Source organism: Amycolatopsis sp. WAC 04182 (assembly GCF_003947465.1).
In the GTDB taxonomy this organism is placed as follows: Bacteria; Actinomycetota; Actinomycetes; order Mycobacteriales; family Pseudonocardiaceae; genus Amycolatopsis.
Genome location: NZ_QHJJ01000005.1, coordinates 634,101 through 660,794 on the forward strand (window position 1 = coordinate 634,101; position 26,694 = coordinate 660,794).

General features: G+C 69.1%; 22 protein-coding genes. 14 read left to right on the forward strand and 8 right to left on the reverse strand.

What is annotated here, in order from left to right; genetic code table 11:
- The first annotated feature begins 1 nt into the window (after position 1).
- The 6 genes from DMH01_RS29105 to DMH01_RS29130 all read left to right on the forward strand — a co-directional run bounded on the left by DMH01_RS29105 (position 2) and on the right by DMH01_RS29130 (position 8,126).
- Positions 2-2,962, forward strand: coding sequence for an ATP-binding protein (locus DMH01_RS29105; RefSeq protein WP_125680353.1), 2,961 nt, complete (start codon positions 2-4; stop codon positions 2,960-2,962).
- A complete protein-coding gene (locus tag DMH01_RS29110) occupies positions 2,959-5,124 on the forward strand; it encodes a magnesium transporter (RefSeq protein WP_125680354.1) in 2,166 nt (721 codons plus the stop codon). The genes DMH01_RS29105 and DMH01_RS29110 overlap by 4 nt, the downstream gene beginning before the upstream one ends.
- A 3-nt stretch (positions 5,125-5,127) precedes the next feature.
- Entirely contained in the window at positions 5,128-5,724 is a 597-nt protein-coding gene (locus tag DMH01_RS29115; RefSeq protein WP_125680355.1) for a hypothetical protein, read from the forward strand.
- 4 nt (positions 5,725-5,728) lie between these two features.
- Positions 5,729-6,727: a C40 family peptidase gene (locus DMH01_RS29120; RefSeq protein ID WP_125680356.1), complete on the forward strand. Its 999-nt coding sequence runs from the start codon at positions 5,729-5,731 to the stop codon at positions 6,725-6,727.
- Positions 6,728-6,829: 102 nt separating this feature from the next.
- Complete coding sequence (locus DMH01_RS29125; protein ID WP_125680357.1) at positions 6,830-7,894, forward strand: hypothetical protein; 1,065 nt, start codon at positions 6,830-6,832, stop codon at positions 7,892-7,894.
- Positions 7,895-7,928: 34 nt separating this feature from the next.
- Positions 7,929-8,126, forward strand: a complete 198-nt coding sequence (locus tag DMH01_RS29130; protein WP_125680358.1) for a hypothetical protein — start codon at positions 7,929-7,931, stop codon at positions 8,124-8,126.
- A 230-nt stretch (positions 8,127-8,356) separates the two neighbouring features.
- Here DMH01_RS29130 and DMH01_RS29135 read toward each other — a convergent pair whose 3' ends face one another.
- Complete coding sequence (locus DMH01_RS29135) at positions 8,357-9,322, reverse strand: AAA family ATPase (RefSeq protein WP_125680359.1); 966 nt, start codon at positions 9,320-9,322, stop codon at positions 8,357-8,359.
- Positions 9,323-9,456: 134 nt separating this feature from the next.
- Between DMH01_RS29135 and DMH01_RS29140 the strand changes: the two genes are divergently transcribed.
- Positions 9,457-10,866, forward strand: coding sequence for an RNB domain-containing ribonuclease (locus DMH01_RS29140; RefSeq protein ID WP_125680455.1), 1,410 nt, complete (start codon positions 9,457-9,459; stop codon positions 10,864-10,866).
- Positions 10,863-11,624, forward strand: a complete 762-nt coding sequence (locus DMH01_RS29145; RefSeq protein WP_125680360.1) for a helical backbone metal receptor — start codon at positions 10,863-10,865, stop codon at positions 11,622-11,624. Before DMH01_RS29140 ends, DMH01_RS29145 begins: the two co-directional genes overlap by 4 nt.
- A gap of 88 nt (positions 11,625-11,712) precedes the next feature.
- Here DMH01_RS29145 and DMH01_RS29150 read toward each other — a convergent pair whose 3' ends face one another.
- Positions 11,713-13,143 carry an aldehyde dehydrogenase family protein gene (locus DMH01_RS29150; protein WP_125680361.1) on the reverse strand — a complete coding sequence of 477 codons (1,431 nt, stop codon included), beginning with the start codon at positions 13,141-13,143 and terminating at the stop codon, positions 11,713-11,715.
- Positions 13,140-14,471: a 4-aminobutyrate--2-oxoglutarate transaminase gene (gene gabT, locus DMH01_RS29155; protein ID WP_199745668.1), complete on the reverse strand. Its 1,332-nt coding sequence runs from the start codon at positions 14,469-14,471 to the stop codon at positions 13,140-13,142. Before gabT ends, DMH01_RS29150 begins: the two co-directional genes overlap by 4 nt.
- 109 nt (positions 14,472-14,580) lie before the next feature.
- Between gabT and DMH01_RS29160 the strand changes: the two genes are divergently transcribed.
- Positions 14,581-16,047: a PucR family transcriptional regulator gene (locus DMH01_RS29160; RefSeq protein WP_199745669.1), complete on the forward strand. Its 1,467-nt coding sequence runs from the start codon at positions 14,581-14,583 to the stop codon at positions 16,045-16,047.
- 69 nt (positions 16,048-16,116) lie between these two features.
- On the opposite strand, the gene DMH01_RS29165 is transcribed toward DMH01_RS29160, so the two are convergent.
- The gene (locus DMH01_RS29165) at positions 16,117-16,851 is read right to left on the reverse strand and encodes a cache domain-containing protein (protein ID WP_125680363.1); all 735 of its coding nucleotides are present in this window, start codon (positions 16,849-16,851) and stop codon (positions 16,117-16,119) included.
- A gap of 32 nt (positions 16,852-16,883) precedes the next feature.
- The gene (locus DMH01_RS29170) at positions 16,884-17,627 is read right to left on the reverse strand and encodes a FadR/GntR family transcriptional regulator (RefSeq protein ID WP_034313079.1); all 744 of its coding nucleotides are present in this window, start codon (positions 17,625-17,627) and stop codon (positions 16,884-16,886) included.
- 164 nt (positions 17,628-17,791) lie between these two features.
- Between DMH01_RS29170 and DMH01_RS29175 the strand changes: the two genes are divergently transcribed.
- The 5 genes from DMH01_RS29175 to DMH01_RS29195 all read left to right on the forward strand — a co-directional run bounded on the left by DMH01_RS29175 (position 17,792) and on the right by DMH01_RS29195 (position 23,339).
- Positions 17,792-19,213: a gamma-aminobutyraldehyde dehydrogenase gene (locus tag DMH01_RS29175; protein ID WP_125680364.1), complete on the forward strand. Its 1,422-nt coding sequence runs from the start codon at positions 17,792-17,794 to the stop codon at positions 19,211-19,213.
- A 20-nt stretch (positions 19,214-19,233) separates the two neighbouring features.
- A complete protein-coding gene (locus DMH01_RS29180; RefSeq protein WP_370323561.1) occupies positions 19,234-20,328 on the forward strand; it encodes an ABC transporter ATP-binding protein in 1,095 nt (364 codons plus the stop codon).
- A 28-nt stretch (positions 20,329-20,356) separates the two neighbouring features.
- A complete protein-coding gene (locus DMH01_RS29185; RefSeq protein ID WP_034313072.1) occupies positions 20,357-21,562 on the forward strand; it encodes an ABC transporter substrate-binding protein in 1,206 nt (401 codons plus the stop codon).
- Positions 21,563-21,638: 76 nt separating this feature from the next.
- The gene (locus DMH01_RS29190) at positions 21,639-22,523 is read left to right on the forward strand and encodes an ABC transporter permease (protein ID WP_125680366.1); all 885 of its coding nucleotides are present in this window, start codon (positions 21,639-21,641) and stop codon (positions 22,521-22,523) included.
- A gap of 9 nt (positions 22,524-22,532) precedes the next feature.
- Positions 22,533-23,339: an ABC transporter permease gene (locus DMH01_RS29195; RefSeq protein WP_125680367.1), complete on the forward strand. Its 807-nt coding sequence runs from the start codon at positions 22,533-22,535 to the stop codon at positions 23,337-23,339.
- 6 nt (positions 23,340-23,345) lie between these two features.
- On the opposite strand, the gene pip is transcribed toward DMH01_RS29195, so the two are convergent.
- The 3 genes from pip to panB form a co-directional block, all read right to left on the reverse strand.
- Positions 23,346-24,299, reverse strand: a complete 954-nt coding sequence (pip, locus tag DMH01_RS29200; RefSeq protein ID WP_125680368.1) for a prolyl aminopeptidase — start codon at positions 24,297-24,299, stop codon at positions 23,346-23,348.
- 89 nt (positions 24,300-24,388) lie between these two features.
- A complete protein-coding gene (locus DMH01_RS29205; RefSeq protein ID WP_125680369.1) occupies positions 24,389-25,363 on the reverse strand; it encodes a right-handed parallel beta-helix repeat-containing protein in 975 nt (324 codons plus the stop codon).
- 236 nt (positions 25,364-25,599) lie between these two features.
- Positions 25,600-26,475, reverse strand: a complete 876-nt coding sequence (gene panB / locus DMH01_RS29210) for a 3-methyl-2-oxobutanoate hydroxymethyltransferase (protein ID WP_125680370.1) — start codon at positions 26,473-26,475, stop codon at positions 25,600-25,602.
- Positions 26,476-26,694: the final 219 nt, after the last annotated feature.

A 26,694-nucleotide genomic window follows, 5' to 3' on the forward strand; every position in this document is an offset into this window, starting at 1 on the left:
GTTGTTCGGTCGCGGCGGAAGCCGAGGAAAACGTGATCGAGATCTGCAGCAAGGGGCCTGGCACCCGCCCCAGCAGGTCCGCTCCGCGCAGCCCAAGAAGGCCGGCAAGGGGAGGCGGCTGCCCGGCGAGGCGGCCATACCCTCGTATACCCCGTCGATCGCGGCGCGAAGCATCGACGGGCACCTGTTACGCACCGGTTATGAGGTGTACGCCTGGTACCGGCTCGCGCCACAGCGCTGGTCGTTCCGGTCGGACTCGCAGCGCCGCGACCTGATCGCGGCCATCGCCGGGCAGTACGCGGAGCTCCAGGGCCGCTGGCTGCACCTGCGCGTGACCAACCGGCCGTACCCGATCCGCATGTGGGCCGAGGCCCACGTGCACAACGCCGTCGGCCGTCCCCAGGACGTCCAGGGCGCGCTGTCCTTCGACGACTATCTCATCGGCGAGCAGCAGCAGCTGATGGGCCGTTCGATGGCCGAAAAAGAGGTCTACCTCGGTGTCCAGGTGCAGACCAGGCGGATGATCGACCGCGCGGTCGAAAGTGCCGCCCCGGTGCTGCGGAAGATCCTGCCCGAGGCTGTCGACGCCGAGCTGGCCGCGCTCGACTCAGAGGTCGAGCACCTCGACCAGGTGATCGGCTCGGCCGGGCTCGAAGGCCGTCCGGTGCACGCCGAGGAGATGTCCTGGCTGATGCACCGCTCGTGCTCGCTGGGCCTGCCCGCGCCGCGCAACATGCCCGCGGTTCCCGGCGCGGCCTGGGAGCCCGAGGATCTCGCCAGCTTCACCGACGCGGCGGATTTCCATGCCGAGCCGTACGCGCCGACGGTGACCGTCCGCGGCCGCACGGGGTCGAACGCCGGGGTCTCGCGGCATCTCGCCGTCCTCACCGTCGGCCAGATGCACGGCCTCCAGATCCCCGAGGTCGACGACCCGTGGATCCAGCACGCGGACCGGCTGCCCGCCGCGGTCGAGGTGTCCGCGCGGATCTACGTCCGGCGTCCTGAAGAGGTCGCCGGTGAGCTGCAACGCCAGATGAACAAGGTGCGTTCGCAGGTCAAGCACTACACCGACGAGCACGAGCTGGAGCCGCCGCAGTCGCTGGCGCGCCAGGCGGGCCGCGTGCTGGAGATCGACGACGAGATGACGTCGGGCTTCACCGCGCTGGCCACTCGTGTGCGGTCCTGGTGGCGGCTCGCGGTGTCCGGTCCGACGGAGCGGGACGCGCTGCGCCTGGCGCAGCAGCTTCTCGACCTCTACAAGCCGAAGATCGCCGTCGAGCATCCCGAGGCCCAGTACGCGCTGGCCCGGGAGTTCATCCCCGGCGAGCCGCTGGCTTCGGCGGCGTACATGCGCCGCGGTTCGGTCGTGTGGGCGGCCTCGTCCGTGCCGACGGCGACGGCCGAGGTGGGCGACCGCCGCGGCATCCTGCTCGGCGAGACCGTGACCGCGACCCGGCGCCCGGTGGCGTGGGATCCGTGGATGGCGCAGGAGATCCGCGACGGTTCCGGCCTGACGGCGATGGTCGCGGGCCTCGGTGGCGGTAAGTCGTTCCTCGGCGGCGGCATCGTTTACAAGACGCTCCGCGCGGGCGCGCACTGGACGATCCTCGACCCCTCGGGCCCGCTGTCGCGCCTGTGCGACCTGCCCGAACTGCGTCCGTACGCCCGGCCGATCAACCTGCTCAACGCTCAGCCCGGCATCCTCAACCCGTACCGCGTGGTCGCCGAGCCGCAGCTCGAGCACTTCATGGACGAGGACGATCCCGAGCGGTCGTGGCGGCGGGAGAAGGCCCTCGCGGGCGCGACGCGCCGCCGTCTCGTGCTCGACGTCCTCACCGGCGTCCTGCCGTACGAGGTCTCGCGGATGGCGCAGACCCGGATCGTGCTGCTGCGTGCCGTCCGCGCGGTCGGCGGCCGGTTCGACGCCGACCCCGGCCAGGTCATCGACGCGCTGCGGCGGGACTCCAGCGAGCACCACGAGCACGCCGTCGTCGTCGCGGACTTCCTCGACGAGATGCGCGAGCGGATGGCGCTGCTCATCCCGGAGAGCGACGCGGACCCGTACGCCGAGACCCGCGACGACCGGATGACCGTGCTGACCATGGCGGGGCTGACCCTGCCCAAGGACGGCGTCCCGCGCGAGTACTGGACGGACGCGGAATCCCTCGGCGTCGAGATGCTGAACCTCGCCGCGTGGCTGACGCAGCGGTCGGTGTACGAGAAGCCGAAGGAACTGCGCAAGGGCGTCTGGATCGACGAGGCCTTCTTCCTCTCCGAGGTCCCGACCGGCCGCGTGCTGATGAACCGCTTCGCACGTGACTCGCGGAAGTGGAACGTCCGGGTGCTGCTGTCCTCGCAGATCCCCGCGGACTTCCTGAAGATCCAGGGTTTCGTGGCGCTGCTGGACTCGGTGTTCGTCGGCAGGCTCGACGACGACGACGCCCAGGCCGACGCGCTGCGCCTGCTGAAGGTCCCGGTCGGCGTCGGCTACGAACAGGTCGTCGCGGCGCTGGGCCGCCGCCCCGGTTCGTCCCGCGATCTCCAGCGCGACGTCGAGCCGCGGCAGTTCATCTTCGGTGACGGCGCCGGCGGCGTGGAGCGGATCCGCGTCGACTTCTCCGGTCCGCACCTGGAGCACCTGCGCCGGGTCATGGACACCACGCCGGGTTCGCCCGACGCCAAACCGTCCAGGCCGGGCAACGAACTCGCGGTCCCGGCGGAGAAGCAGTTCGTGGCTTCGCCGCCGGAAGAAGACGACTTCGAGCTCGAAGAGGATCTCGAACTCGCGGCTGAACTGGAGGTCGGTCTCACCGACGAACAGATGCTCGGCGCCCCGGACCCGTTGGCGGCCGAAACCGGAGAAGTACAAGGCGCTGTCCAAAACGGACATAACGGGAACGGGAGCCAAGGCGAGCAGCACGCGCGCGCCGGCAAGGGTGGCACCGGCAGGGACGCCGCATGAACACGGTGATCACACTGGCGTTCGTGCTCGCGTTCGCCGCCGGCTGGCACGCGCTGCGCCGCCGTCTCAAAGAGGGGCCGCGGCCGGGCAAGACCAGACCCAGCCGCCGCGCGACGATGTTCGTCGTCATGGTGATCCTGGGCCTGCAGGCCGTGGCGACCGCTCCGGCGGCGTCGGCGGCGGCCTGTGGTGAGGCGCCGAACCCCGAACGGCCCGGCGCGGGCATGGTCGGCGCGCTCGACCCGCCCGCCACCGCTCGCGGTGAAGGCGGCAGCCCGTACAACGTCTACGGGTACGCCGGACACGTCTGGGACACCTTCGAAACCGACTGCGGCCCGCTCGCGGGCATCACCTCGCCCAACTCGACCATCGACACCTGGGCGGGCAACCAGCTGTTCAACATCGGCAAGAACATCGTCGGTGCCACGAACTCGCTGCACTACACCGTGTTGCAGGGCAGCCTGCTCAGCCCGCTGTACAACGCCGTCAAGGCCGGGGCCGAGAAGGTCTACAACAACATCTACGCGCAGTTGTTCGGCCTCGCCGCGCTGATCATGTCGATCATGTTGTTCCGCAACATCTGGCGCGGCGATCTCGCGGCGGTCAGCAAACGGGCGCTGTACGGGCTCGCCGCGGTCTGGCTGGCCGCGTCCTCCTTGGCGTTGCTGAGATTCCTCGATCCGATCGACAACGCGATCGTGCAGACCACGACCAACATCCAGGCCGGGTTCATCGACGAGGCCAAGACCCCGCCGCCGTCCCAGCCGCAGCCGCCCGCGGCACAGCCGTGTCAGGCGACGCCGGAGGCCGTGGCCGCGCGCCAGCCGTGGGACCGGGTCCCGACCGAACTGCATTGCCGGGTCGTCTACGACAACTGGCTCCGCGGTGAATTCGGCAGCCCGGACTCGCCGCAGGCGATCCAATACGGCCCCGCGCTCCTGGACGCGCGCGCGTTCACCTGGGGTCAGATCCAGCAGGGCGGGGACGCCGACGCCGCGCTGGTCGACTCCAAGAAGGCGGCGTTCAAGGACATCTCCACCAAGCTCGGCCCGGCGACCGGGTACTTCACGGGCGAGGACGGCAGCCGCGTCGGCGCCGGTTTCCTTTCGCTGGGCCAGGGAATCTTCTACTCGCTGTTCCAGCTGCTGGCCAAGGCCACGGTGCTGCTCGCGCAGGTGCTGATCAGGATCTTCGTCCTGACGGCTCCGTTGATCGGCCTGATCGCGCTGCTCCAGCCCCAGATCATGCAGCGCATCCTGAAGGTGGTCGGCGCGGTCGCCTTCAACCTCATGGTGCTCTCGGTGCTGGCCGGTGTGCACACCCTCCTGCTGGAGGCCATCTTCACCGCGGGGAACTCGCTGTCCCTGCTGACGAAGATGGTGCTGGCCGCCATCATCACCGTGCTGCTGTTCATGATCGGCCGTCCCGTGCGGCGGCTGTGGCAGATGGTCGAGATGTCCGTCGGCATGGTCGGCGGCGCGATGCCTTCACCGCGCGGCGGGCTCTTCTCCCGCTTCCGCAAGAAGAACAACGAGCAGACCCCGCAGGACGCCTTCTGGCAGAACGTCCGCGACACCGACGACGTCGTCGACGGCGACCTCCGCGGTCCCGTGGGCGCGACGGTCGGCGGCGGGCGGTTCCGGCCCGAGGCGACGATCTTCGCCAGCTCCCAGCGGCTCGACAACGGTTCCGGCGCGATCCGCCCCGCGGCGGCCTGGTCGGGAGCGCCGTGGCCGGGTGCCGTCGGCGGTGGTGGCGGCATGCCCGCCCTGCCCGCCGGTGGCGGCGGAGGCGTTCCCGTGTTCGGCCAGTACAACCCGTCCGCGGGCAATCCCGGCGATTCGATGTTCACCTCCGGCGGGCGGAGCCCGATCCAGGTACCGAGCCGCCGGGTCGACACCTCGCCGGTCGCCGACCGGCGCTGGAGCGACGAACCCGAACCGGTCGTGGTGCCGTCGCGGATGAACTCCGCGGGCGGTGGTTACGCCGTCCCCGACCAGTCGGGTGCCGTGCCGGTGCAACCGGGACCGTCGACACCGCGTCCGCGCCGCGTCGACCCCGAAGTCGTCGCGGGGAAGCCGGTCTTCGTGCTGTACCGGCCGTCGCGCGGGCTCGAGGTCCGCGAGGAAGTCCGCGACACAGACCACGCAGTGGGCCGGTGACCCATGCCGATCCGGACCAACCGCGGGCGCACCGCGGTCTACCGCAGACTGTGGGGCTGGCCGTTGCGCTCGCCCCGCCACCTCGTCGGCACGCTGGTGATCCTCGCGGTCGTGCTCACCGCCTTGGGCATCCTGCTGCCCAAGGCCATCGGAAAACCGGGACCGACGGCCGGCGGGCCGGGTTCCTCGGCGACAGCCACCTCACGCCCCGGCGTCGCGGCGCCGGTGACCGTGACGTCGACGTTGCCGCCGAGGCTCACCACTCAGCCGCCGCCGTCTTCCGCGCCACCTGACCAGGACGGTATCCGGGTCGCCAAGAATTGGGTGACGGCATGGGCGAACCATCCCGACGGGACGACGACCGAGCAGTGGCTGAACGGGTTGCGGCCGTACACCACCGACGAGTACCTCGCCGGGGAACTCACGACGGTGGACCCCGCGAACATCAAGGCGACCAGGGTGACCGGGGAGCCGCAGGTCGTCTCCTCGCTCGCCGGGTCGATGGAAGTCGACGTCCCCACGGACGGGCCCAAGGTCCGGGTCACCGTCGTCAAGACGAACCCGGGATGGCGGGTCACCAAGTTCACCCAAGCGGGCTGACCCGATGAAGATCGGGCTCATCGTCGGCGTGCTGATCGCCGCGGTCTTCGCCGCGGTGGTCACCACGAGCACGGTCACCAAGGTGGTGACCGACCATGTGGAGGCGCAATCGGGCGGGGTCGTCAAGACCTCCTGCGACGCGTCGATCGGGCCGACCCTGCCGGGACAGACCGATCGCGGTTCTTCGGACATCAACAAGCTGGATGAGGAACAGAAGGGGATCGTCGCGCTGATCATCTCGATCGGCAAGCAGCGGACGCTGTCCCCGCGCGCGTGGCAGGTGGCGATCCAGGCCGGGATGACCGAGTCCAAGCTGCGGAACCTGACCTACGGCGACCGCGACTCGCTCGGCATCTTCCAGATGCGGCCGTCGATGGGCTGGGGCACCGTCGCCCAGGTCACCGACCCGCCGTACCAGGTCAACAAGTTCTACGACGTCCTCCTCGCGGTGCCGGACTGGGAGAACATGCGGCCAGGCGACGCCGCGCAGCGCGTCGAGCGTTCCGGCTTCCCCGACCGGTACCACAACTGGGAGCCGATGGCCGCGCTCCTCGTGCAGAACGAGGGCCAGATCGTCGACGTCGTCGGGTGCGGCACGAGCGTCGGCAGCGTGGTGCCGCCGAGCCAGGCGGCCGCGCAGGCCATCAAGTTCGCCCTCGCCGAGCAGGGGAAGCCGTACGTCTGGGGCGCCACGGGGCCGAACAGCTACGACTGTTCCGGGCTGATGCTGCGGGCCTACGAGTCGGCCGGGATCATCCTGCCGCGCGTTTCCCGCGACCAGTACAAGGCGGGCGCGATGCTGCCGGTGCGGCAGGCGCAGCCGGGTGACCTGCTGTTCCTCGCCACCGTGCCGTCGAACCCGGCGACCATCCACCACGTGATGATGTACCTGGGCGACGGCAAGATCGTCGAAGCGCAGCAGACCGGGGTGCCGGTGCACATCCGCGACTTCTCCTTCGACGAGGCCGAAGTGGTCGCGCAGGCGGTCCGTCCTGGCGTTTAGCATGGTGAGAGCGTGGTATCGCGATCGCGGGACCATCGGATTCACCCGAAGTGGCGGCCTGTCCACCGGCACGCGGCCGCACACTGACAGAGGATGAAGAACGTGGCACGGAAATTCGGAAGGCGAGGCAAGCCCGCGGCGGGAGGCGGCCCGGAGGTCGATCCCCGCGATCTCTTCGGTACCGCCCAGCCCGCGCGGCAGGCGGCGCGGCCGGCGTCGAGCACCCCGCTCGCCGACCAGCTGAACCAGGGCTGGCCGGGCGTCGATCCCGGTTACGTCGTGTTGCCGCGTTCGCTGGCCGAGGGGATGTCGCTGCCCTGGCAGCAGCAGATGGCCGCCCTGCTCGCCCAGTTCCACCAGGAGAACGCCCGGCTCGCCTGGCCGATCTACCGGGTCGTCCCGTCGCGCTACGAAAAGCTCGTCGATCTCGACGAGGAGCAGCTGGCGGAGGCCGGCTACCTGGTCGAGATGGACACCGAAGGCGAGATGATCTACCGCGAGCGCAGCGGCCGGAAGATCGAAGACCCGGCGAACACCACGGTGCTCGTCTCGTGCCTCGACCCGATCCCGAAGCCGGCGCAGCGTCCGGCGCCTCCGGCGCCTTCACAGGCCGCGCCGCCCGCGACCGGGCAGCCGCCGCGCGCCCCGGCGCCGATGAACATCGGGCCCGCGCCAGTGTGGCGTACGGTCACGCCGCCTCCGGGGCCGCCCGCGCCGCCGTTGCCGGGCAACCAGGGCGCTCCTGCTCCTCATGCGCCTGCCCCGCAGCCGCCCGTGTCTCAAGCGCCGCCTCCGCTGCCTCAGCCCACCCGGACGCAGCCGCCGCCGGTGAGCGCCCCTCCGGCCACTCCGGAGGTTCAGCCCGCGGCGCCGACCCAGGCCGAGCCCGAGCCGCCCGTGAGCCCGCCGGTCACGGCTCCGCCGTCGTCCGCGATGCCTCCGGCCGCTCCTCCCATGCCGCAGCCGGGGCCGCCCGTTTCGCCGCCGCGAGGTGGCCCGGTCGCGCCGGAACCCGCGACCCCGCCGCGCGGAGTCCCGATGCACCGCGGCTGGTTCGACGAACTCGGCGAGAACGTGCCGGAAAGCTCGAAGGTGGACCAGCCCGAGGGCGGCGAGTTCGGTCCGACCGGCGATCCCACGGAGATCCCCTACCGCTATCGCAAGTGATGACAGGACGTCCGGGTGATGTCAGGCTTGTCGTATGTCGAGCGACCCGAACCCGGATCAGGGCTGGTACTTCAACACCAAGACGAACCAGGTCGAGCACCTGGAACGAGGCCGGAGCATCGACCTCCTCGGCCCGTATCCGGACGAGGCGACGGCCAGGCGCGCCCTGGAGATCGCCAAGGAACGCACTAAACAGGCCGACGCCGAAGACGCCAAATGGAGCGGCGACTGAGCGCGCTAGCCGGTCCGCGAAGGTGACTTCGGTACCTACGCGATTTCCAGCCCCGGTCCGTGAAGGGGACTTTCGTCGCTTCAAATGCGGGGAAAGTCCCCTTCGCCCCAGGCTGGTCGGCCCATCTCGCGGCCACCAAGGTTGCGAAAGCCACTTTCGCAACCTTCAACGTTGCGAAAGTGGCTTTCGCAACGCGCCGCCTCGCTACTCCGCGGATAACCGTGCAGCCGTCAGGCGTCCTGAGCGGCCAACGCCGGACCCAGCACGAACTCCGGGTCCACCTGCGCCGTGAGGTCTTCCCCGGCGCGGCCGCTGCCCCACGCCCGCGCGTTGCGGAGATGGAACTCGACGCCTTGCCGCTGGTAGCGCGCCCAGTCCCGCTGTTCGCCGTCGACGGTCGCGAGCATCGAGTCCAGCGTCGCGAGGTTGTGCGGCTCGAGTTCGCCGATCGGGCGCGCGCGGCCGCGTTCGGCGGCGCGGACGTGCCGCGAGTTCTCCATCCAGCCCAGCAGGGCGTCGCCGACCTCTTCGCGCAGGAACTCGATGTCCTCGTCTTCGGTGACCTTGTTGCCCACGACGACCAGCCGCACCCCGAAGTCCCGCGCGTAGTCGGCGTACTGCCGGTACACGCCGACGCTGCGCACGGTCGGTTCGCACACCAGGAACGTCACGTCGAACCGGGTGAACAGGCCGGACGCGAACGCGTCGGCGCCGGCGGTCATGTCCATGACCACGTATTCGCCCGCGTCGTCGATCATGTGGTTCAGCAGCAGCTCCGCCGCGCCGACCTTCGAGTGGTAGCACGCGACGCCGAGGTCGTCCTCGTCGAACTGTCCGGTGACGCCGAGCCGCACCCCGCCGAACTCGCGGAAGCACGCCTGGAAGATCGGGTTGTCCTCGAACGGCCGGACCAGCCGTGACCCGCGCCCCGGCGGGGTCGTCTTGATCATCGAGGCCGCGTCCGCGATCCGCGGGTTGTCGCCGCGCAGATACTCCTTGATCAGGCCCATGTTGTCGCCCAGCGTCGGCCACGCGATGGCCTCTTCCTCGCTCGCGCCGAGCGCGACGGCGAGGTGCTGGTTGATGTCCGCGTCGATCGCCAGTACCGGTTTCCCGCCGCCGGCCAGGTACGCGGTGAACAGCGACGCCAGCGTGGTCTTCCCGCTGCCGCCCTTCCCGACGAACGCGATCTTCACGCCACGGCCCTTCCTGTCGTTTTGAAAAGGGTATCGGTTTTCATTTCGGTCCGTAACGTACACCCGACCGGCCCGCACCCGAACGGGCGATCAACGGCGCCGGATCGGGATAGGGTTGGGTGGTGCCTCCACTCGTGATCAGGACACACGCGGCAGGAGGGGACTTCGGTCACCTTCGAGCCGAGTTCTCGCTGCCGGAGTCGTTCGGGCCCGACGTGCTCGCCGAGGCGGAGGCGGCGGTCGTCGACCCGCTCGAATCGGCGGGGGAACGCGAGGACGCCACCGGTCTGCCCTTCGTCACCATCGACCCGCCCGGTTCCAAGGACCTCGACCAGGCGGTGCTGATCGAGCGCGCCGAGGGCGGCGGGTTCCGCGTCCACTACGCGATCGCCGACCTGGCCGCGTTCATCCCACCGGGTGGCGCGCTCGACAAGGAGGCGCGCCGTCGCGGGCAGACGCTCTACCTGCCCGACGGGAACGTCCCGCTCCATCCGCCGGTGTTGTCCGAGGGCGCGGCGAGCCTGCTGCCGGGGGAGACCCGGCCCGCGGTGCTGTGGACCATCGACGTCGACGCGAGCGGTGAGCCGACGGCGACCAACGTCCGCCGGGCGCTGGTCCGCTCCACCGAACAGTTCGACTACGAGACGGTCCAGGCCTCGATCGACGCGGGCGACCCGCATCCCTCGGTCGCCGCCCTGCCGGAACTGGGCCGTCTGCGCCGCGAGCTCGCGATCCGGCGCGGCGCGGTCGAACTGCAGTTGCCGGAGCAGGAGATCAGCGGCGATCCCGACGGCGGCTGGGCGCTGATCCAGCGGCCGCGCAACGACGTCGACGCGTGGAACGCCGAGATCTCGCTGCTGACCGGCATGGCCGCGGCCAAGATCATGATCGGCGCCGGGATCGGAGTCTTGCGCACGCTGCCCCAGCCCGACGCCGAAGCGATCGAATGGCTGCGCCGGTCCGCGCAGGCGCTGAACATCGACTGGCCCGAAGGCAAGAGCGTGTCGGAGTTCCTGGCCGCGCTCGACCCCGGCCAGCCCGCGTCCATGGCGCTTTTCGCCGACACCACCAGGCTTCTGCGCGGCGCCGGGTACACCGCGTTCGACGGCGAACTGCCCGCCTTGACCACGCACGCCGGGATCGGCGGCGCGTACGCCCACGTCACCGCGCCGATCCGGCGGCTGGTCGACCGGTTCGCCACCGAGATCTGTCTCGCCGTGAGCGCCGGCCGCGAAGTACCCGCGTGGGTCCGCGCGGCGCTTTCGGAGGTGCCGGAGCAGATGACCGCGTCCGACACGCTGGCGGCGAAGGTCGAACGTGCCTGCATCGACCAGGTCGAGGCCTGGGTCATGGTCGAGCACATCGGCGAGGAGTTCGACGCGATAGTGCTGCGGGCCGACGAGACCAAGTCGGAGATCCTGATCGAGAATCCGCCGGTGATGGGCAAGTGCGCGGGCGCGAAGCCGCCGGAAGGCGAGCGGATCCGGGTCCGGCTCACGGCGGTGGACGTCGACAAGCGGAAACTGTCCTTCGAGCGCGCATGATCGACGATCTCGGCGAAGTGGTCCCGCTGCGCGAACCGGCGTCGCGGGTGGTGTCGCTCGTGCCGTCGCTGACCGAGGCCGTCGAGGTGAGCGCGCCGGGAAGGCTCGCGGGCGTCACGGACTACTGCACCCATCCGGTCGATCTGGACGTCCCGAGGGTGGGCGGCTCGAAGTACCCGAACGTGGACAAGGTGCTCGAACTCGAGCCGGATCTGGTGCTGGCCAACTCCGAGGAGAACCGGCCGGAAGACGTGGAACGCTTACGTGCCAACGGGATTCCGGTCTGGGTGATGGAGGCGTCGGCGACCGTTCCCGGTGCGCTCGCCTCGATCCGGCGGATCCTGACGCAGGCCTACGACCTCGCCGAGCCGGAGTGGCTGGTCGAGGCCGAAGAGATCTGGCGGGAGACGCTGCCGGAGCGGTTCCGGGCGGTCGTGCCGGTCTGGCGGAAGCCGTGGATCGTGCTCGGCAGGGATACCTTCGGCGGCGACGTCCTGCATCGCGTCGGGATCGGCAACGTCTACGCGGAGGACGAAGAGCGCTACCCGCGTCCGAAGCTCGACGAGCTCCAAGCGCGCTTCGCGGACGGAGACGCGAACCTGCTTGTACTGCCCGACGAGCCCTACGAGTTCACCGCGGACGACGGCCCCGAAGCGTTCCCCGGCGCGAAGCACGTCCTGGTCTCCGGGCGCTACCTGACCTGGTACGGCCCTTCGCTCGTCGAAGCGCACTCCGCGCTGCTTCGCACCCTCGGCTGAAGCAAGGGACCTTTGCTCTCACTTCTCTCAATGTCGAGATAAGCGAGAGCAAAGGTCCCTTGCTCTCTCGCAGGGGGGTTTCAGCTGGTCAGAGGGTCAGGCCGGTGAGGACGGTGACGCGTTCTTCGGTGAAGTCCGCCATCGCCGACGCGGGGCCCTCGCGGCCGACGCCGGAGTCCTTCACGCCGCCGTAGGGCATCTGGTCGGCGCGGAAGCTCGGTACGTCGCCGACGAGCACACCGCCGACACGCAGCTTCGCGGACACGTCGAACGCCGTCGGCAGGTCGCGCGTGAACACGCCCGCCTGTAGGCCGAAGCGCGAGTCGTTGATCCGGCGCACCCCGTCCTCCACAGAGTCCACGCGCGTGATCGACACGACCGGCCCGAAGACCTCGTCGGCCATCACCGACGCGTCCTCCGGCACGTTCGCGAGCACCGTCGGCTCGACGGTCGCGCCGTCGCGCTTCCCGCCGGTCAGCAGTTCGCCACCGGCGTCGACGGCCGCGGCGATCCACGACTCCACCCGGGAAGCGGCGTCGGTGTTGATCAGCGGCCCGACGTCCACGCCGTCCGTCCGCGGGTTGCCGGTCCCGAGCGCGCGCACCTGCTCCAGCACCTTCGCCCGGAGCTCGTCGTAGACGTCGGCGTGCGCGTACACGCGCTGCACCGAGATGCACGACTGGCCGGCCTGGTACATGGCGAACGTCGCGATCCGCTGCGCCGCGAAGTCCAGATCCGTCCAATCAGGACAGACGAGCACCGCCGCGTTGCCGCCGAGTTCGAGCGCGACGTGCTTGCGCGGCACGCTGTCCCGGATACCCCAGCCCACCGGCACGGAACCGGTGAACGACACGACCGGCAGCCGCAGGTCCGAAACCAGCTTGGCCGATTCCTCGTTGCTGACAGGGAGAATCGACCAGCTTCCGGCGGGCAGGTCGGTCTCGGCGAGGATCTCGCCGAGCAGCAGCGCGGTGAGCGGTGTCGCGGGCGCGGGCTTGAGCACGATCGGCGCGCCGACCGCGATCGCCGGCGCGACCTTGTGCGCCACCAGGTTCAGCGGGAAGTTGAACGGCGTGATGCCCAGCACCGGCCCCTTGGGCACGCGGCGGACCAGCGCGAGCCGTCCGGTGCCGCCCGGGTCGGTGTCAAGGCGCTGCAGATCGCCGGAGAACCGGCGGGCCTCCTCGGCGGCCCAGCGGAACGTCGACGCCGCGCGCCCGACTTCGCCGCGCGCCCACTTCAGCGGCTTGCCCGACTCGGCGGTGATCAGCTGCGCCAGCTCTTCGGACCGCTCACCCAAAACTCGGGACACGTGGTCCAACGCGCCCGCCCGGACATGCGCGGGCAGCGTCGCGAACTCGTCGGAGACGCCGTGCGCCGCCTGTACGGCGGTCTCGATGTCCGAAGTGGACGGAACGTGGTGCGAGCCCGCCTCGCTTCCGTCGAAGGAGTGACGGACGACGACGGTCTCGCCGCTGGTGACCGGCTTTCCGGCTACCCAGAAAGGAAAGGTGCTCACTTGGAGGCCTCCGTGCGGACAGCCTGCTCGAGGACGGTCAAGCCCTCGTCGAGCAGTTCGGTGGACAGGGACAGCGGCGGCAGCAGGCGGACGACGTTGCCGTAGGTGCCGCAGGTGAGGACGACGACGCCTGCCTGGTGGCACGCCTGCGCGATCCGCTTGGTCAGGTCGGCGTCCGGTTCGGTGGTGCCCGGCTTCACGAACTCGGCGGCCAGCATCGCGCCGCGGCCGCGGACGTCGCCGATCACGCCGGTCTCCTCGGCCAGCGCCCGCAGCCGCGGCAGCACCGTGTTCTCGATGCGCTTCGCCGACGCCGCGAGGTTCTCCTGGCGCATGACCTCGATCGACCCGAGCGCCGCGGCGCACGCGATCGGGTTGCCGCCGTAGGTTCCGCCGAGCCCACCCGGCGGGACGGCGTCGAGCAGTTCCGCGCGGCCGCTGACGGCGGCGAGCGGCAGCCCGCCCGCGATGCCCTTGGCGGTGGCGATCAGGTCGGGGACCACGTCTTCGTGCGTGGACGCGAACCACTCGCCGGTGCGGCAGAAGCCGGTCTGCACCTCGTCTGCGACGAACACGACGCCGTTTTCGGTGCACCAGCGGGAAAGCGCGGGCAGGAAACCGGGAGCGGGCTCGATGAAGCCGCCTTCACCCTGCACCGGCTCCAGGACGACGGCCGCGACCTGGTCTCCGCCGATCTGCTTCTCGATACGGTCGATGGCGATCCGCGCCGCTTCGGGGCCGGACAGCCCGTCGCGGTACGGGTACGAGCCGGGAACGCGGTAGACCTCGGGTGCGAACGGGCCGAAACCGTGCTTGTAGGGGATGGACTTCGCGGTCAGCGCCATCGTCAGATTGGTGCGGCCGTGGTAGGCGTGGTCGAAGACGACGACGGCCTGACGTCCGGTCGCGGCGCGGGCGATCTTCACCGCGTTCTCGACGGCTTCGGCGCCGGAGTTGAACAACACCGAACGCTTCTCGTGGGTACCCGGCGTCAGCTTGTCGAGTGCCTCGCACACCTCGACGTATCCCTCGTACGGCGTGACCATGAAACACGTGTGCGTGAACCGGCCCACCTGCTCGCGGACGCGGTCCACGACGGCGGGGGCGGCGTGGCCGACGTTGGTCACCGCGATACCGGAACCGAAGTCGATCAGGACGTTGCCGTCGGCGTCGGTGAGCAGGCCGCCTTCGGCCGAGGTGACGTAGACGGGCAGCACCGAACTCACCCCGGCGGCGACGACGGCGGCGCGTCGTTCCTGCAGGGCGCGCGAGGCGGGGCCGGGGATCTCGGTGCGCAGCCTGCGCTGGGTTTCGGTGGTGACGGTCACGGCCAGACTCCTGCGGACGCGAGGGACGGGGTCGCCCTCCAGAATGGGAGCCCGCCCGGGCCGCGTCAGCTCGACATCTTGTCGATGTCGAGGCGTAGAGTTGGACAACATGGCACTGACCCTCGCCGCACTGGTGGCCGAACGCCCGCTCGGCCTGCGGGTGCGTGCGGCCGAGGCGGGGCTCGACCGGGCGATCGGCTGGGTCCACCCCACCGAACTGACCGATCCGCAGGCCTTCCTCGAAGGCGGCGAACTGCTCCTGACCACCGGCCTCACCCTGGATGAGACCACGTCCCCCGGGTACATCCGGCGGCTCGTCGACGTCGGCGTGGCGGGGCTCGGCTTCGGAGTCGGCCTCAGTCACGAGAGCATTCCGCGGTCGCTTGTGGACACCGCGGAAGAGGTCGGGCTGCCGGTGCTCGAAGTGCCGAGGAAGACGCCGTTCATCGCGATCACGCGGGCGGTCTCCCGCGCGGTCGCCGCCGACGAGTACGCCTCGCTCGTACGCACCGGCAAGGGGCAGCAGGAACTGACCAGGACGGCCGTCGGCAAGGGCGGGCCCGGTGGCGTGGTGCGCAAACTGGCGAAACTGGTCGACGGCTGGGTGCTCCTGCTCGACTCTTCGGGCGCGGTCATTGAAGCTTCGCCTTCCGCGCGACCTTTCGCTGACGAACTCCAGGACGACTTCGCGCGGCTGCGCGCGGGCACGCTGGTGACGGTGGCGGGGGAGTACGAAGTCGTCCTGCAGACGCTCGACACCCGAGCTCGGGGCGTGCTCGCCGTCGGCACCCGTGAGCCGCTGGATGCCGCGGGACAGCACATCGTCAACACCGCGGTGTCCTTGCTTTCCCTTGCGCTGGAACAGAATCGTGAGAACGTAGGCGCCTTGCGGCGACTGAGATCAGGGCTGTGCGACCTGCTCGCCGCGGGACAAACCGAACTCGCCACGCGGACGATGAAGTCACTCTGGGGCGGTGTCCCGGAAGCGCCGTGGTCCGTGCTGGCCGTCGCCGGCCCCGCGAGTGCGCGCCGCTCGCTCGCCGACGCGCTCGACGCAGAAGTGGCCGGAGACAAGGTGTTCTTCGGCGAGTCGGGGGCGTTCGTGGTCGCGCTCGGCGACGTGGAGACCGTCGCCCGGCAGGCTTCCCGGATCGGCGGGCTGCACGCCGGGCTGTCCGATCCGGTGTCCACAGTGGATTTCCCGGCCGGGCTCCGGCAGGCGAAACAGGCGGCGGAAGCGGCGAAGGCCGAACGCTCGCCGTTGGTCCGGTTCGCCGAACATGCCGGGCGCGGCTTCCTGGAGTTGGTCGATTCCCAAGCGGCGCAAGCGTTTTCGGACAGTCTGCTGGCGCCGCTGCGGCACCATGACGAAACCGGCCGGGGTGAGCTCGTCGCGTCGCTGACCTGCTGGCTCGAACACCACGGTCACTGGGATCTGGCGTCCGCGCGGCTCGGCGTCCACCGGCACACCTTGCGCAACCGCATGCGCAAGGTCGCCGAACTGACCGGCCGTGACCTCGATTCCCCTGGGGTGCGCGCCGAATTCTGGCTCGCGTTGCAGGTCAGCGGGGGCTGAAGGACGCTTTCCCCGCATGCGACGCGGTGAAGGGCGCTTTCCTCACATCTGATGCGGGTATGGCGTCCTTCAGCGCTCGGACCTGACCAGGGCGATCGGCGAATCTCCGCAGCGTCGCAGGTGCGTGCCGGTCTCCGTCGTGACCGGCTCCGCGCCGGCGGACCACCACGCCGGGACGTCGACCTCGCGGACCAGCGAACCGGTCGCCTGGCGCGCGTTGTTCGACACGATCACCCGGCCCTGGGCGTTGACCAGCGCCGCGCGGCCGCCGAGCGCGCGCAGTTTCAGCTGCAGCAGGCGCTCGACCTCGCGCACGTAGATGTCCGCGCCGACGACCCCCGCGAACTCTCCGTCGCGCTGGACGGGAACCGTGAAGGTCAGCGTGTACTCGTCGGTGCAGAGGTAGTCGACGTACGGGCCGTTGATGTGGCGGCGGCCGGTGTCACGCGGGACGGTGAACCACGATTGCCTGGTGTAGTCCAGGAAGTTGTCGCTGTCCGGATCGAGGCTGATGACCAGTTGCGCGGGCTCGGCGTCACCGGTCTCGGTCCACCATTCGAAGGCGAATTCCTGATCGGCCAGCGCGTTCGGCGCGCTGATGAACCCGGCGCCGACGACCAGGCCGCCGAGGACGTCGAAGACCTGCGGCCGGAGGCGGGTCAGGTCTTCGGCGGTGGCATCGGTGGAGGCTGCCAAGAGCCCCTCGGCGCCGGCCAGTAGCGGCTTCAGTCGGCCGAAGACGTCCTCGACCAGGGTGGATACCTGTTCGACGACCTCGGAACCGGCGGACGGTGTGTCGTTCACGATGCTCACCTCGGATGCGCGGATGCCGCAGCTTAAGGGGCCAGAAGGTCTAAATGCACGTCCGCCAGCCGGTCTATCGCTTCGAGGATGTGCTCCTCGGTGAGCTTTCTGGCCAGCTCGCCGTCTCCCTGCGCGATGGCGGCGGCGATCGCGCGGTGTTCGGCGTAGGCGTTCTCGCGGGTGCCGTGCGGCTCGAGCGGCAGCCACAGCAATCCGCCTCGCTCGCTCTGCAACTGCACTTCTTCCCTGGTCAGCCGCGGCGATTGGGCGGCCGCGGCGACTTCGAGATGGAACTGGCGCTCGGCGCGTGACGCCTCCGCGCCGGTGGCCGTGCGGATGTCCTCGGTCGCCAGTTCGAGCCGCTCGATGTCCTCGGGCGAACTCCGCTCGGCGGCGAGTTTGGCCGCGGCGCCCGCGATGGCGAGGTAGTGATCGCCGACGTCGCGAAGCTCCGACAGCGAAACCGTGCGAAGGCGCTCTCGCCACGAAGCGGCCGAAGGGTTGGCAGGCGTCTTCACGAAGCTTCCGCCGCCTCGGCCGCGTCGCGTCTCGACAAGGCCCTGCTGTCGCAAGGCCACGAGCGCTTCGCGAACCGTCACGGTGGAGACGCCGAACTGGGCGGCCAGCTCGGCTTCGCTCGGCAGTTGCTCCGAGTCGGCCAGCAGCCCGAGCGTGATGGCGTCGACCAGCCGCGCGGTGACCGCTTCCGCCCGGCCGATCTGGTCGAGCGGCGCGAACATCGCTGATCGCGCGCTGTGCGACATCCCCTTACGCATGGTGGCCCTTCACCCGTACCGCTACCCGATGGAAGCAATCTTGCCTCATCGTCTTGTCATTTAACATCTGGACTTATATGTTTTAGCTCCCTCGCCGCCCCACAAGGGAGCAAGGGACCTTTGCTATCGCCTCACGCCCCCAGGCCCAGTAGCCAGGAGCTCTCGTGCAGCAGTTGAAGCACTTCATCGGCGGTGAGTACACCGGATCCGCGTCGGGCCAGGTCGCCGACGTCGTCGATCCCGTCACCGGCCGCCCGTATCGCACCGCAGCCGTCGCCGGCCCCGAAGACGTCGATCGCGCGCTCAAGGTCGCGGCCGCCGCCTTCGAAACCTGGCGCGAGACCACGCCCGCGCAGCGCCAGCTCGCGCTGCTGAAGATCGCCGACGCCGTCGAAGCGCGCGCGGAAGAGATCGTGCTCGTCGAATCGGCTAACACCGGCAAGCCGATCGCGCTCACCGCGGCCGAAGAACTGCCGATGATCGTCGACCAGTTGCGGTTCTTCGCGGGGGCCGCGCGTGTCCTCGAAGGACGGTCGGCGGGCGAATACATGGAAGGGCATACCTCTTTCGTCCGCCGAGAGCCGATCGGCGTGTGCGCGCAGGTTACGCCGTGGAACTATCCGCTCCTCATGGCGGTCTGGAAGATCGCCCCGGCGCTCGCCGCCGGGAACACCGTGGTGCTCAAACCGGCCGACACGACGCCCGCGTCGACCCTGCTCTTCGCCGAGATCTGCGCCGAATTCCTGCCGCCCGGCGTCCTCAACGTGATCTGCGGCGACCGCGACACCGGACGGGCGCTCGTCGAGCACGAGATTCCCGCGATGGTGTCCATCACCGGCTCCGTCCGCGCCGGGATCGAGGTCGCCGCTTCGGCCGCGAAGGACGTGAAGCGCGTACACCTGGAGCTGGGCGGTAAAGCGCCCGTAGTGGTCTTCGCCGACGCGGACCTCGAAGCGGCCGCCGAAGGCATCGCCGCCGCCGGGTACTTCAATGCGGGCCAGGACTGTACGGCGGCGACGCGCGTCCTGGTCGCCGATGAGGTCCACGACACCTTCGTCGCCGCCCTCACCCGGCAGGCGCGGGCGACCACCACCGGCAAACCCGACGACACGTCGGTCAGCTACGGACCGCTCAACAACGCCGCGCAGCTCGACCGGGTCGCCGGATTCGTCGAGCGCCTGCCCGGCCACGCGGTAGTCCACTGTGGAGGTAAGCGGCATGGGGACGAGGGTTACTTCTACGAACCGACGGTGATCTCCGGCGTCCGGCAGGACGACGAGATCAGCCAGACGGAGATCTTCGGGCCGATCATCACCGTCCAGCGCTTCGAGACCGAAGCCGAAGCGCTCGCCGCGGCCAACGGCGTCGAGTACGCGCTCGCGTCTTCGGTGTGGACCACCGACCACCAGCGGGCGATGCGGCTGGCCGCGAAGCTCGACTTCGGCTGCGTGTGGATCAACACGCATATCCCGCTGGTCGCCGAAATGCCGCACGGCGGCTTCAAGAAGTCCGGCTACGGCAAGGACCTCTCGCTCTACGGCCTCGAGGACTACACCCGCGTCAAGCACGTGATGAGCGCGCTGTGACGACCACCGAAAGGCACGCCATGCCTCATCAAGCGCCCACCGCCGCCGCGGGGGAGCAAGGGACCTTTGCTCTCACTTCCGCAGGTGGAGGCGACATTCCGGCCATCCGCCTGCGTGGGTTGCGCAAGGAGTTCGGCCAGGTCCACGCGGTCGACGGCGTCGACCTCGACATCCCGCCCGGCGAGTTCTTCTCGATGCTCGGCCCGTCCGGCTCCGGCAAGACGACGGTCCTCCGCATGATCGCCGGCTTCGAGCTCCCGACGGCGGGCACGATCGAACTGCACGGCCGCGACGTCAGCCGTCTCGCGCCCTTCGACCGCGACGTCAACACCGTCTTCCAGGACTACGCGCTCTTCCCGCACATGACCGTGCAGCAGAACGTCGAGTACGGCCTCCGGGTGAAGCGCGTCCCCCGCGCGGAGCGACGTCAGCGCGCGAAGGAAGCCCTCGACACCGTGCGGCTCGGAGAGTTCGGCGAGCGCAAACCCGACCAGCTCTCCGGTGGCCAGCGTCAGCGCGTCGCGCTCGCCAGGGCACTGGTCAACCGGCCGAAGGTGCTCCTGCTCGACGAACCGCTTGGCGCGCTAGACCTGAAACTGCGCCACACCATGCAGACCGAGCTGAAACAGATCCAGCGCGACGTCGGCATCACCTTCATCTTCGTCACCCACGACCAGGACGAGGCGTTGACGATGAGCGACCGCATCGCGGTGTTCAACGCCGGCCGCATCGAACAGGTCGGCTCACCGGTCGAGGTCTACGAGCGGCCCGCGTCGGCGTTCGTCGCCGGCTTCGTCGGCACCTCGAACCTGCTCAGCGGCGGCGGCGCCGAGAACATCATCGGCAAACCCGGTGTGTTCAGCATCCGCCCCGAAAAGATCCGCATCGACGCCGATCTCTCGAAATCCGCGGAGGTCGGCGAGACCAGCGCCACCGGCACCGTCACCAACACCGTCTACGCCGGCGCGACCGTGCGCTACGAGGTCACCCTCGACGCCGGCGGCCAGCTCTCCGTGGTCCGGCAGAACACCGCCGAACCCGCGGACTTCGAGGGCGGCCGCGTCCGCCTGAGCTGGCGGCACGAACACAGCTTCCGCGTCCCCGAAGCCGGTTAGTTCTCCCCAGCACCGAAAGGTTTGTTCAATGAAGAACAGGAAACTCGCGCTCGCCGGCCTGCTCGGCGCCGGCCTGCTCGTGGCCGCCTGCGGAACCTCCGGATCCAGTTCGACCGCGGCCGCGCCCGGCGGGCAGGGCTTCACCCCGCCGAAGCTCGACGCGCTCGCGCAGCTCGGCCAGCCGGAAGGCCAGGTCAACGTGCTGGCCTGGCCCGGCTACGCGGAGAACGGCTCCAACGACCCGGCCGTCGACTGGGTCACCGGTTTCGAGAAGGAGACCGGCTGCAAGGTCAACGTCAAGGCGTTCGGCACCTCGGACGAGGCCGTGAGCCTGATGAAGACCGGACAGTACGACGTCATCTCCGCGTCCGGTGACGCTTCGCTGCGGCTCATCGCGTCCGGAGACGTCGAACCGGTGAACACCGCGCTCGTGCCGAACTACGCCGACGTCTTCGACTTCCTCAAGAACCGTCCGTGGAACAGCGTGAACAACGTGTCCTACGGCGTGCCGCACGGCTGGGGCGCGAACCTGCTCACCTGGCGCACCGACAAGGTGACCCCGGCGCCGACGTCGTGGTCGGTCATGTTCGACGCGAACAGCCCGTACAAGGGCAAGATCACCGCCTACGACTCGCCGATCTACATCGCCGACGCCGCGCTGTACCTGCAGACGCACAAACCCGAACTCGGCATCAAGAACCCGTACGCCTTGGACGACAAGCAGTTCCAGGCCGCCGTCGACCTGCTCAAGCAGCAGCGCCCGATGGTCGCGGAGTACTGGTCGGACTACCTGAAGGAGAGTCAGGCGCTCAAGAGCGGCGACGCTGTCGTCGGCACCGCCTGGCAGGTCACGGTGAACCTGACCAAGAGCGAAGGCGCGCCGGTCGAGTCCGTGCTCCCGTCCGAAGGCGCGACCGGCTGGTCGGACACCTGGATGGTGTCGGCGAAGTCGCCGCACAAGACGTGCTCCTACAAGTGGCTGAACCACATCGTCAGCCCGAAGGCCAACGCGCAGGTGGCCGAGTACTTCGGCGAATCGCCCTCGAACCCCAAGGCGTGCGCCGAAACCAAGAACAAGGCGCACTGCGAGACCTTCCACGCCGGTGACGCCGCGTACGCCTCGAAGATCCAGTACTGGACGACGCCGATCGCGCAGTGCCTCGACGGCCGCACCGACGTCAAGTGCAAGGACTACGGCGAGTGGACCCGCGCCTGGACCGAGATCAAGGGCTGACCTCCCGAACTCCGGGAGCGGACGGTGGTGCCCCCCCCAACGCCGTCCGCTCCCGGTCCCATCCCTGGTGGAGACGATGACGACCACACTCGATTCACCGAGGCGGAAAACCTCCGCCTTCCTGTACCGCAAACCCAGGCTGCGACTGGGAATCCTGCTCTCCGCGCCGATGCTCTGGCTCGGCCTCGCCTACCTCGGCGCGCTCGCCGCGTTGTTCGTGACCGCGTTCTGGAGCACCGACGTCTTCACCGGCCAGGTCGTGACCGAGTGGTCGCTGAACAACTTCGTCACCCTCTTCAGTGACGCGGTGTACCGCACGATCACCCTCCGGACGGTCGGGATCGCCGCACTCGTCACGGTGGTCACCGCGATCATCGCCTTCCCGATGGCTTTCTACATGGCCAAATTCGCCTCGCCGAGGGCGCGGCGCCTCCTGGTCATCGCCGTCATGACCCCGCTGTGGGCGAGCTACCTGGTGAAGGCCTATGCGTGGCGGACCATGTTGTCCGGCAACGGGGTCCTGCACTGGCTGCTGAACCCGTTCGGCCTCGACACCCCCGGCTACGGCGTGCTCGCGACCGTGATCACCCTGTCGTATCTCTGGCTGCCGTACATGATCCTGCCGATCTACGCGGGCTTGGAGCGCCTGCCGAACTCGCTGGTGGACGCCTCGGGCGACCTCGGCGCCCGGCCATTCCGGACGTTCCGCTCGGTGGTGCTGCCGGTGACGTTCCCGGCGGTCGTCGCCGGCTCGATCTTCACGTTCTCGTTGTCGCTGGGCGACTACATCGCGGTGAAGATCGTCGGCGGCACGTCGCAGATGCTCGGCAACGTCGTCTACGACAACATCGGCGCGGCCAACAACCTGCCGTTCGCGGCGACCGTCGCGACCGTACCCGTGGTGATCATGCTCGCCTACCTCGCCGCCGTGCGCCGCACGGGCGCGCTGGACAACCTGTAGGAGCGCGCGATGCGGCTTTCCCGGACGACCAAATACCTTCTGCTCGCGGCGCTGGTGCTCGGCCTCGCGGTGATCTACTTCCCACTGCTGGTGGTGCTGCTCAATTCCGTCAACGCCGACACCACCTTCGGCTGGCCGCCGTCCAGCTTCACCCTCGAATGGTGGGGCCGGGCCGCGGACAACGAAGGCGCGCTGAACGCACTGTGGACGAGTGTCCAAGCAGGACTCGCCGCGACCGCGATCGCCCTGGTACTCGGCACGATGGCGGCCTTCGCGCTGCAGAAGTACCGCTTCTTCGGCCGCAACCAGGTGTCGCTGCTGATCATCCTGCCGATCGCGCTGCCCGGTATCGTCACCGGTATCGCGCTGAACAACGCCTTCCGCACGATCCTCGGCATCCACCTCGGCCTGTTCACCGCGATCGTCGCGCACGCGACGTTCTGCATCGTGGTGGTGTTCAACAACGTCGTCGCGCGCCTGCGGCGGATGGGCGGCAACCTCGAAGAGGCGTCGATGGACCTCGGCGCCGACGGTCTCACGACGTTCCGGCTGGTGACGTTCCCGATGCTGCGTTCGGCGCTGCTGGCGGGCGGCCTGCTGGCGTTCGCCCTGTCGTTCGACGAAATCATCGTCACGACGTTCACCCTCGGGACCGGGCTGGAGACCCTGCCGATCTGGATCCTGAACAACCTGTTCCGGCCGAACCAGGCCCCGATCGTCAACGTCGTGGCGGCGGTGCTGATCCTGGCTTCGACCGTGCCGGTGTATCTGGCGCAACGGCTTTCCGGCGACACGACCTCCGGCGGGCGGCTGTAGCCGTTCCTATCGAAAGGAATCCGTCGCCTCCCGGAGCGCGGCCAGCATCCCCGGATCCGTCACCGCGTGCCCGGCCGCCTCCACCAGCTCCAGTTTCGAATCCGGCCAAGCCCGGTGCAGCTCGTAAGCCGTCGTCGGCGGGCACACCGCGTCGTACCGGCCCTGCACGATCACGCCGGGAATCCCGGCGAGCTTCCCGGCTTCCCGGATCAACTGTCCTTCTTCAAGCCACGCCCCATGGCAGAAGTAGTGCAGCGCCAGCCGGGCGAAGGTGACCGCGAACTCCGGCGACGCGTACTGGTTGCGGAAGGCCGGGTCCGGGCGCAGGCAGACGATCGCGCCTTCCCAGGCGCTCCACGCGATGGCGGCACGCTCCCGGATCGCCTGATTGGGGTGATAGACGAGCTCGCGGTAAGCCGACAGAGGGTCGTCGCGACGGTCCTCGGGGATCGGGGCGAGGAAGGCTTCCCACTCACGGGGGAAGAGGTTCGCGGCGCCGCCGTTGTAGATCCAGTCGAGTTCGCTGCGGCGGACGGTGAACACGCCTCGCAGGATGGTCTCGCTGACGCGGCTCGGGTGGGTTTCGGCGTAGGCGAGGGCGAGGGTGACGCCCCAGGAGCCGCCGAACAGCTGCCATTGGTCGAGATTCAGCCCTTCGCGCAGCTTTTCCATGTCCGAGACGAGGTGCCAGAGAGTGTTGACCGACAGGTCGACGTCCGGCGCGCCGATGTGCGGTGTGCTGCGGCCGGCGCCGCGCTGGTCGAACAGGATGATCCGGTAGGCCTCCGGGTCGAAATGCCGCCTGGCCATCGAGGAGATGCCGCTACCAGGGCCTCCGTGCAGGACGACCACGGGTTTGCCGTCCGGGTTCCCGGCTTCCTGGCAGTAGATCCGGTGCCCGTCGCCGACGTCGAGCATGCCCTCGGCGCGCACATGGATCGGCGGGTACAGGTCATCCATAAGGACACTCTGCCTGAATCGGCGAGGGTCCGAAGGGTGGGGGCCCGCCCCCGCCGCCGGGCTGAGCGGGCCCCCGGTCTTCGGTCGCGTCAGCAGCCCGCCGTGGCGGCCACGTTCGCGAATCCCTTCCCGGCGCCGGTCACCTTGTTGCTCGCGCAGACCTTGTTGCCGGTCGCGGCCTTCACGAGGTAGAAGCCGTAGGCATAGCTGGACTGCACGTCCGCGGTGTTGCCGGAGAAGGTGTTGCCGCGGCCCCAGCCGTCGAGCTGGACATGGACCTCGAAGCCGCCGTAGGTCGCGTCGTGCACGAAGACCTTGCTGCCCCGGTTGTCCGCGACCACGTAGTTGTTGCCCTTCAGATCCACCCAGCTGTCGGCGAAGTGCTCGCCGCTCTGCCCGGTCCCGTCGAAGACGTTGCCGCGCAGTTCGCCGCCGGTGGTGCCTTCCTTGATGTCGATCGACTCGGCCCGCACGTTCGGGCCGATCTTGTTGTTCAGCGCCTTGTTGCGGTCGCTCCGGTCCGGCGTGCCGCCGGGCCAGTTGCCCTTCGCGGAACCGAAGTAGATGCCTTCGCCGTAGCCCGCGTACTCGCGGCCGGTGTCGGTCACCTCGGAGTTCTTCACGACGTTGTCGGTGCTCGTGTACTGGAAATGGATGCCCTCGTGGCCGACGCCGGCGACCTTGATGCCGTCGACGACGGTGTTCTTGACGCCCGTCGCCATCAGGCCCTTCTGGCCACCGGTGAGGGTGAATCCGGTCAGGTTCCAATAGCTGCCGGTCAGTTCCAGCGTGCGCCCGGCCGAGGCCTTGATGACCGCGCTTCGCGGACCCTTCAGGGTGATACGGCTGCTGGACGTGCCGCTCTTCGCCGCCTTGAAGTTGCCCGTGAAGGTCGTGTCGGCCGCCAGTTCGATGACGGTGCCCGGAGTGACCGAAGCGAGCGCCGCCGTTAGCTGCTCCGAAGTCCCTACGCGGACCGTCGCGGCTTCAGCTGGGTACGCCGCCAACGTGGACAGCAGGGCAGCACCGGTCGTAAGGGCCAGAACCCGCTCACGAACACGCATCCGTGGTCCTCCTCGTCGAGGGATCGAAGCTCGGTCGTGGCGGCGACGGGCTAGACGTTAAGCCTCTTTACGAACGTGCGTCAAGGACATGATTCAAGTTCATGTACGTGAACGACTAAAGAAGGGTCGCTCTGCAGGGCCCACCCGAAAAGAGAGCAAGGGACCTTTGCTATCGCGCTCCTCGACGGGAGCGGTAGCAAAGGTCCCTTGCTCTCTTTCTGCAGGTCAGAGGCGGGTCAGTCGTGGAACGAGTGCTCCGGAGCCGGGAACTCGCCTCGCCGGACGTCCTCCGCGAACGCCGTCGCGGCCCCCGCCAGCACGCCCGCGAGGTCGGCGTACTTCTTCACGAAGCGAGGAGTCTTGCCGCGTCGAAGTCCGGCCATGTCCTGCCAGACGAGCACCTGCGCGTCGCAGTCCGGTCCGGCGCCGATGCCGACGGTCGGGATCTTCAGTTCGTGCGTGATCCGCTTCGCGGCTTCGGCGGGCACCATCTCCATGACGACCGCGAAGGCGCCGGCTTCCTCCAGAGCGAGCGCGTCGGCGAGTAGCGCTTCGGCCGCTTCGCCGCGCCCCTGGACTCGATAGCCACCCAGATTGTGTTCACTCTGCGGGGTGAATCCGATATGTCCCATCACCGGGACACCGGCCGACGTCAGTGCCTCGACATGCGGAGCGAATTTCCGTCCGCCCTCGAGTTTCACCGCGTGTGCGCGGCCTTCCTTCATGAACCGCACCGAGGTTTCCAGTGCCTGCTGCGGTGAGAGCTGATACGAGCCGAACGGCAGATCGGCCACGACCAGCGCCCGCTTCACCGAACGGGTGACCGCCCGGACCAGCGGAAGCAGTTCCTCCACGGTCACCGGAAGCGAAGTGTCGTAACCGAAGACGTTGTTCGACGCGGAATCCCCGACGAGCAGCACGGGAATGCCCACTTCGTCGAACAGCGCGGCGGTGTACATGTCGTAGGCGGTGAGCATCGGCCAGGTTTCGCCGCGCTCTTTCATGTCACGAAGGTGATGTACGCGGACTTTCTTCCCAGATGTGGCCTGGGGCGCCGCGCCGGTCCCGTACGGAGCCGCGAGCTCGCCGGAATCCTTTTCGGTGGCAGACATCCTTGTCGACCGTCCTTCCCTCGAGGCCTCGAAGAGGTCCCCGGGTCGTGGAGCTGAACAGGCCAAGCGTGACATGCCGATATGGCCGTCCCAAGACCCTGCGACCAGCTTCACACAGCACCGTCACGCCTGCGGATGAGGAAATTCAGACCAGAGGATGATGATCGTTGACAACCACACGGGGTTGTGTGACGTCAAGTAAGTGCAGCTGTCGATCAC

Coding starts and splice junctions, on each gene's coding strand:
- DMH01_RS29110 (WP_125680354.1), top strand. CDS start 2,959: ATGAACACGGTGATCACACTGGCGTTCGTGCTCGCGTTCGCCGCCGGC.
- DMH01_RS29115 (WP_125680355.1), top strand. CDS start 5,128: ATGCCGATCCGGACCAACCGCGGGCGCACCGCGGTCTACCGCAGACTG.
- DMH01_RS29120 (WP_125680356.1), top strand. CDS start 5,729: ATGAAGATCGGGCTCATCGTCGGCGTGCTGATCGCCGCGGTCTTCGCC.
- DMH01_RS29130 (WP_125680358.1), top strand. CDS start 7,929: ATGTCGAGCGACCCGAACCCGGATCAGGGCTGGTACTTCAACACCAAG.
- DMH01_RS29145 (WP_125680360.1), top strand. CDS start 10,863: ATGATCGACGATCTCGGCGAAGTGGTCCCGCTGCGCGAACCGGCGTCG.
- DMH01_RS29160 (WP_199745669.1), top strand. CDS start 14,581: ATGGCACTGACCCTCGCCGCACTGGTGGCCGAACGCCCGCTCGGCCTG.
- DMH01_RS29170 (WP_034313079.1), bottom strand. CDS start 17,627: ATGCGTAAGGGGATGTCGCACAGCGCGCGATCAGCGATGTTCGCGCCG.
- DMH01_RS29180 (WP_370323561.1), top strand. CDS start 19,234: ATGCCTCATCAAGCGCCCACCGCCGCCGCGGGGGAGCAAGGGACCTTT.
- DMH01_RS29185 (WP_034313072.1), top strand. CDS start 20,357: ATGAAGAACAGGAAACTCGCGCTCGCCGGCCTGCTCGGCGCCGGCCTG.
- DMH01_RS29190 (WP_125680366.1), top strand. CDS start 21,639: ATGACGACCACACTCGATTCACCGAGGCGGAAAACCTCCGCCTTCCTG.
- DMH01_RS29195 (WP_125680367.1), top strand. CDS start 22,533: ATGCGGCTTTCCCGGACGACCAAATACCTTCTGCTCGCGGCGCTGGTG.
- pip (WP_125680368.1), bottom strand. CDS start 24,299: ATGGATGACCTGTACCCGCCGATCCATGTGCGCGCCGAGGGCATGCTC.
- DMH01_RS29205 (WP_125680369.1), bottom strand. CDS start 25,363: ATGCGTGTTCGTGAGCGGGTTCTGGCCCTTACGACCGGTGCTGCCCTG.
- panB (WP_125680370.1), bottom strand. CDS start 26,475: ATGTCTGCCACCGAAAAGGATTCCGGCGAGCTCGCGGCTCCGTACGGG.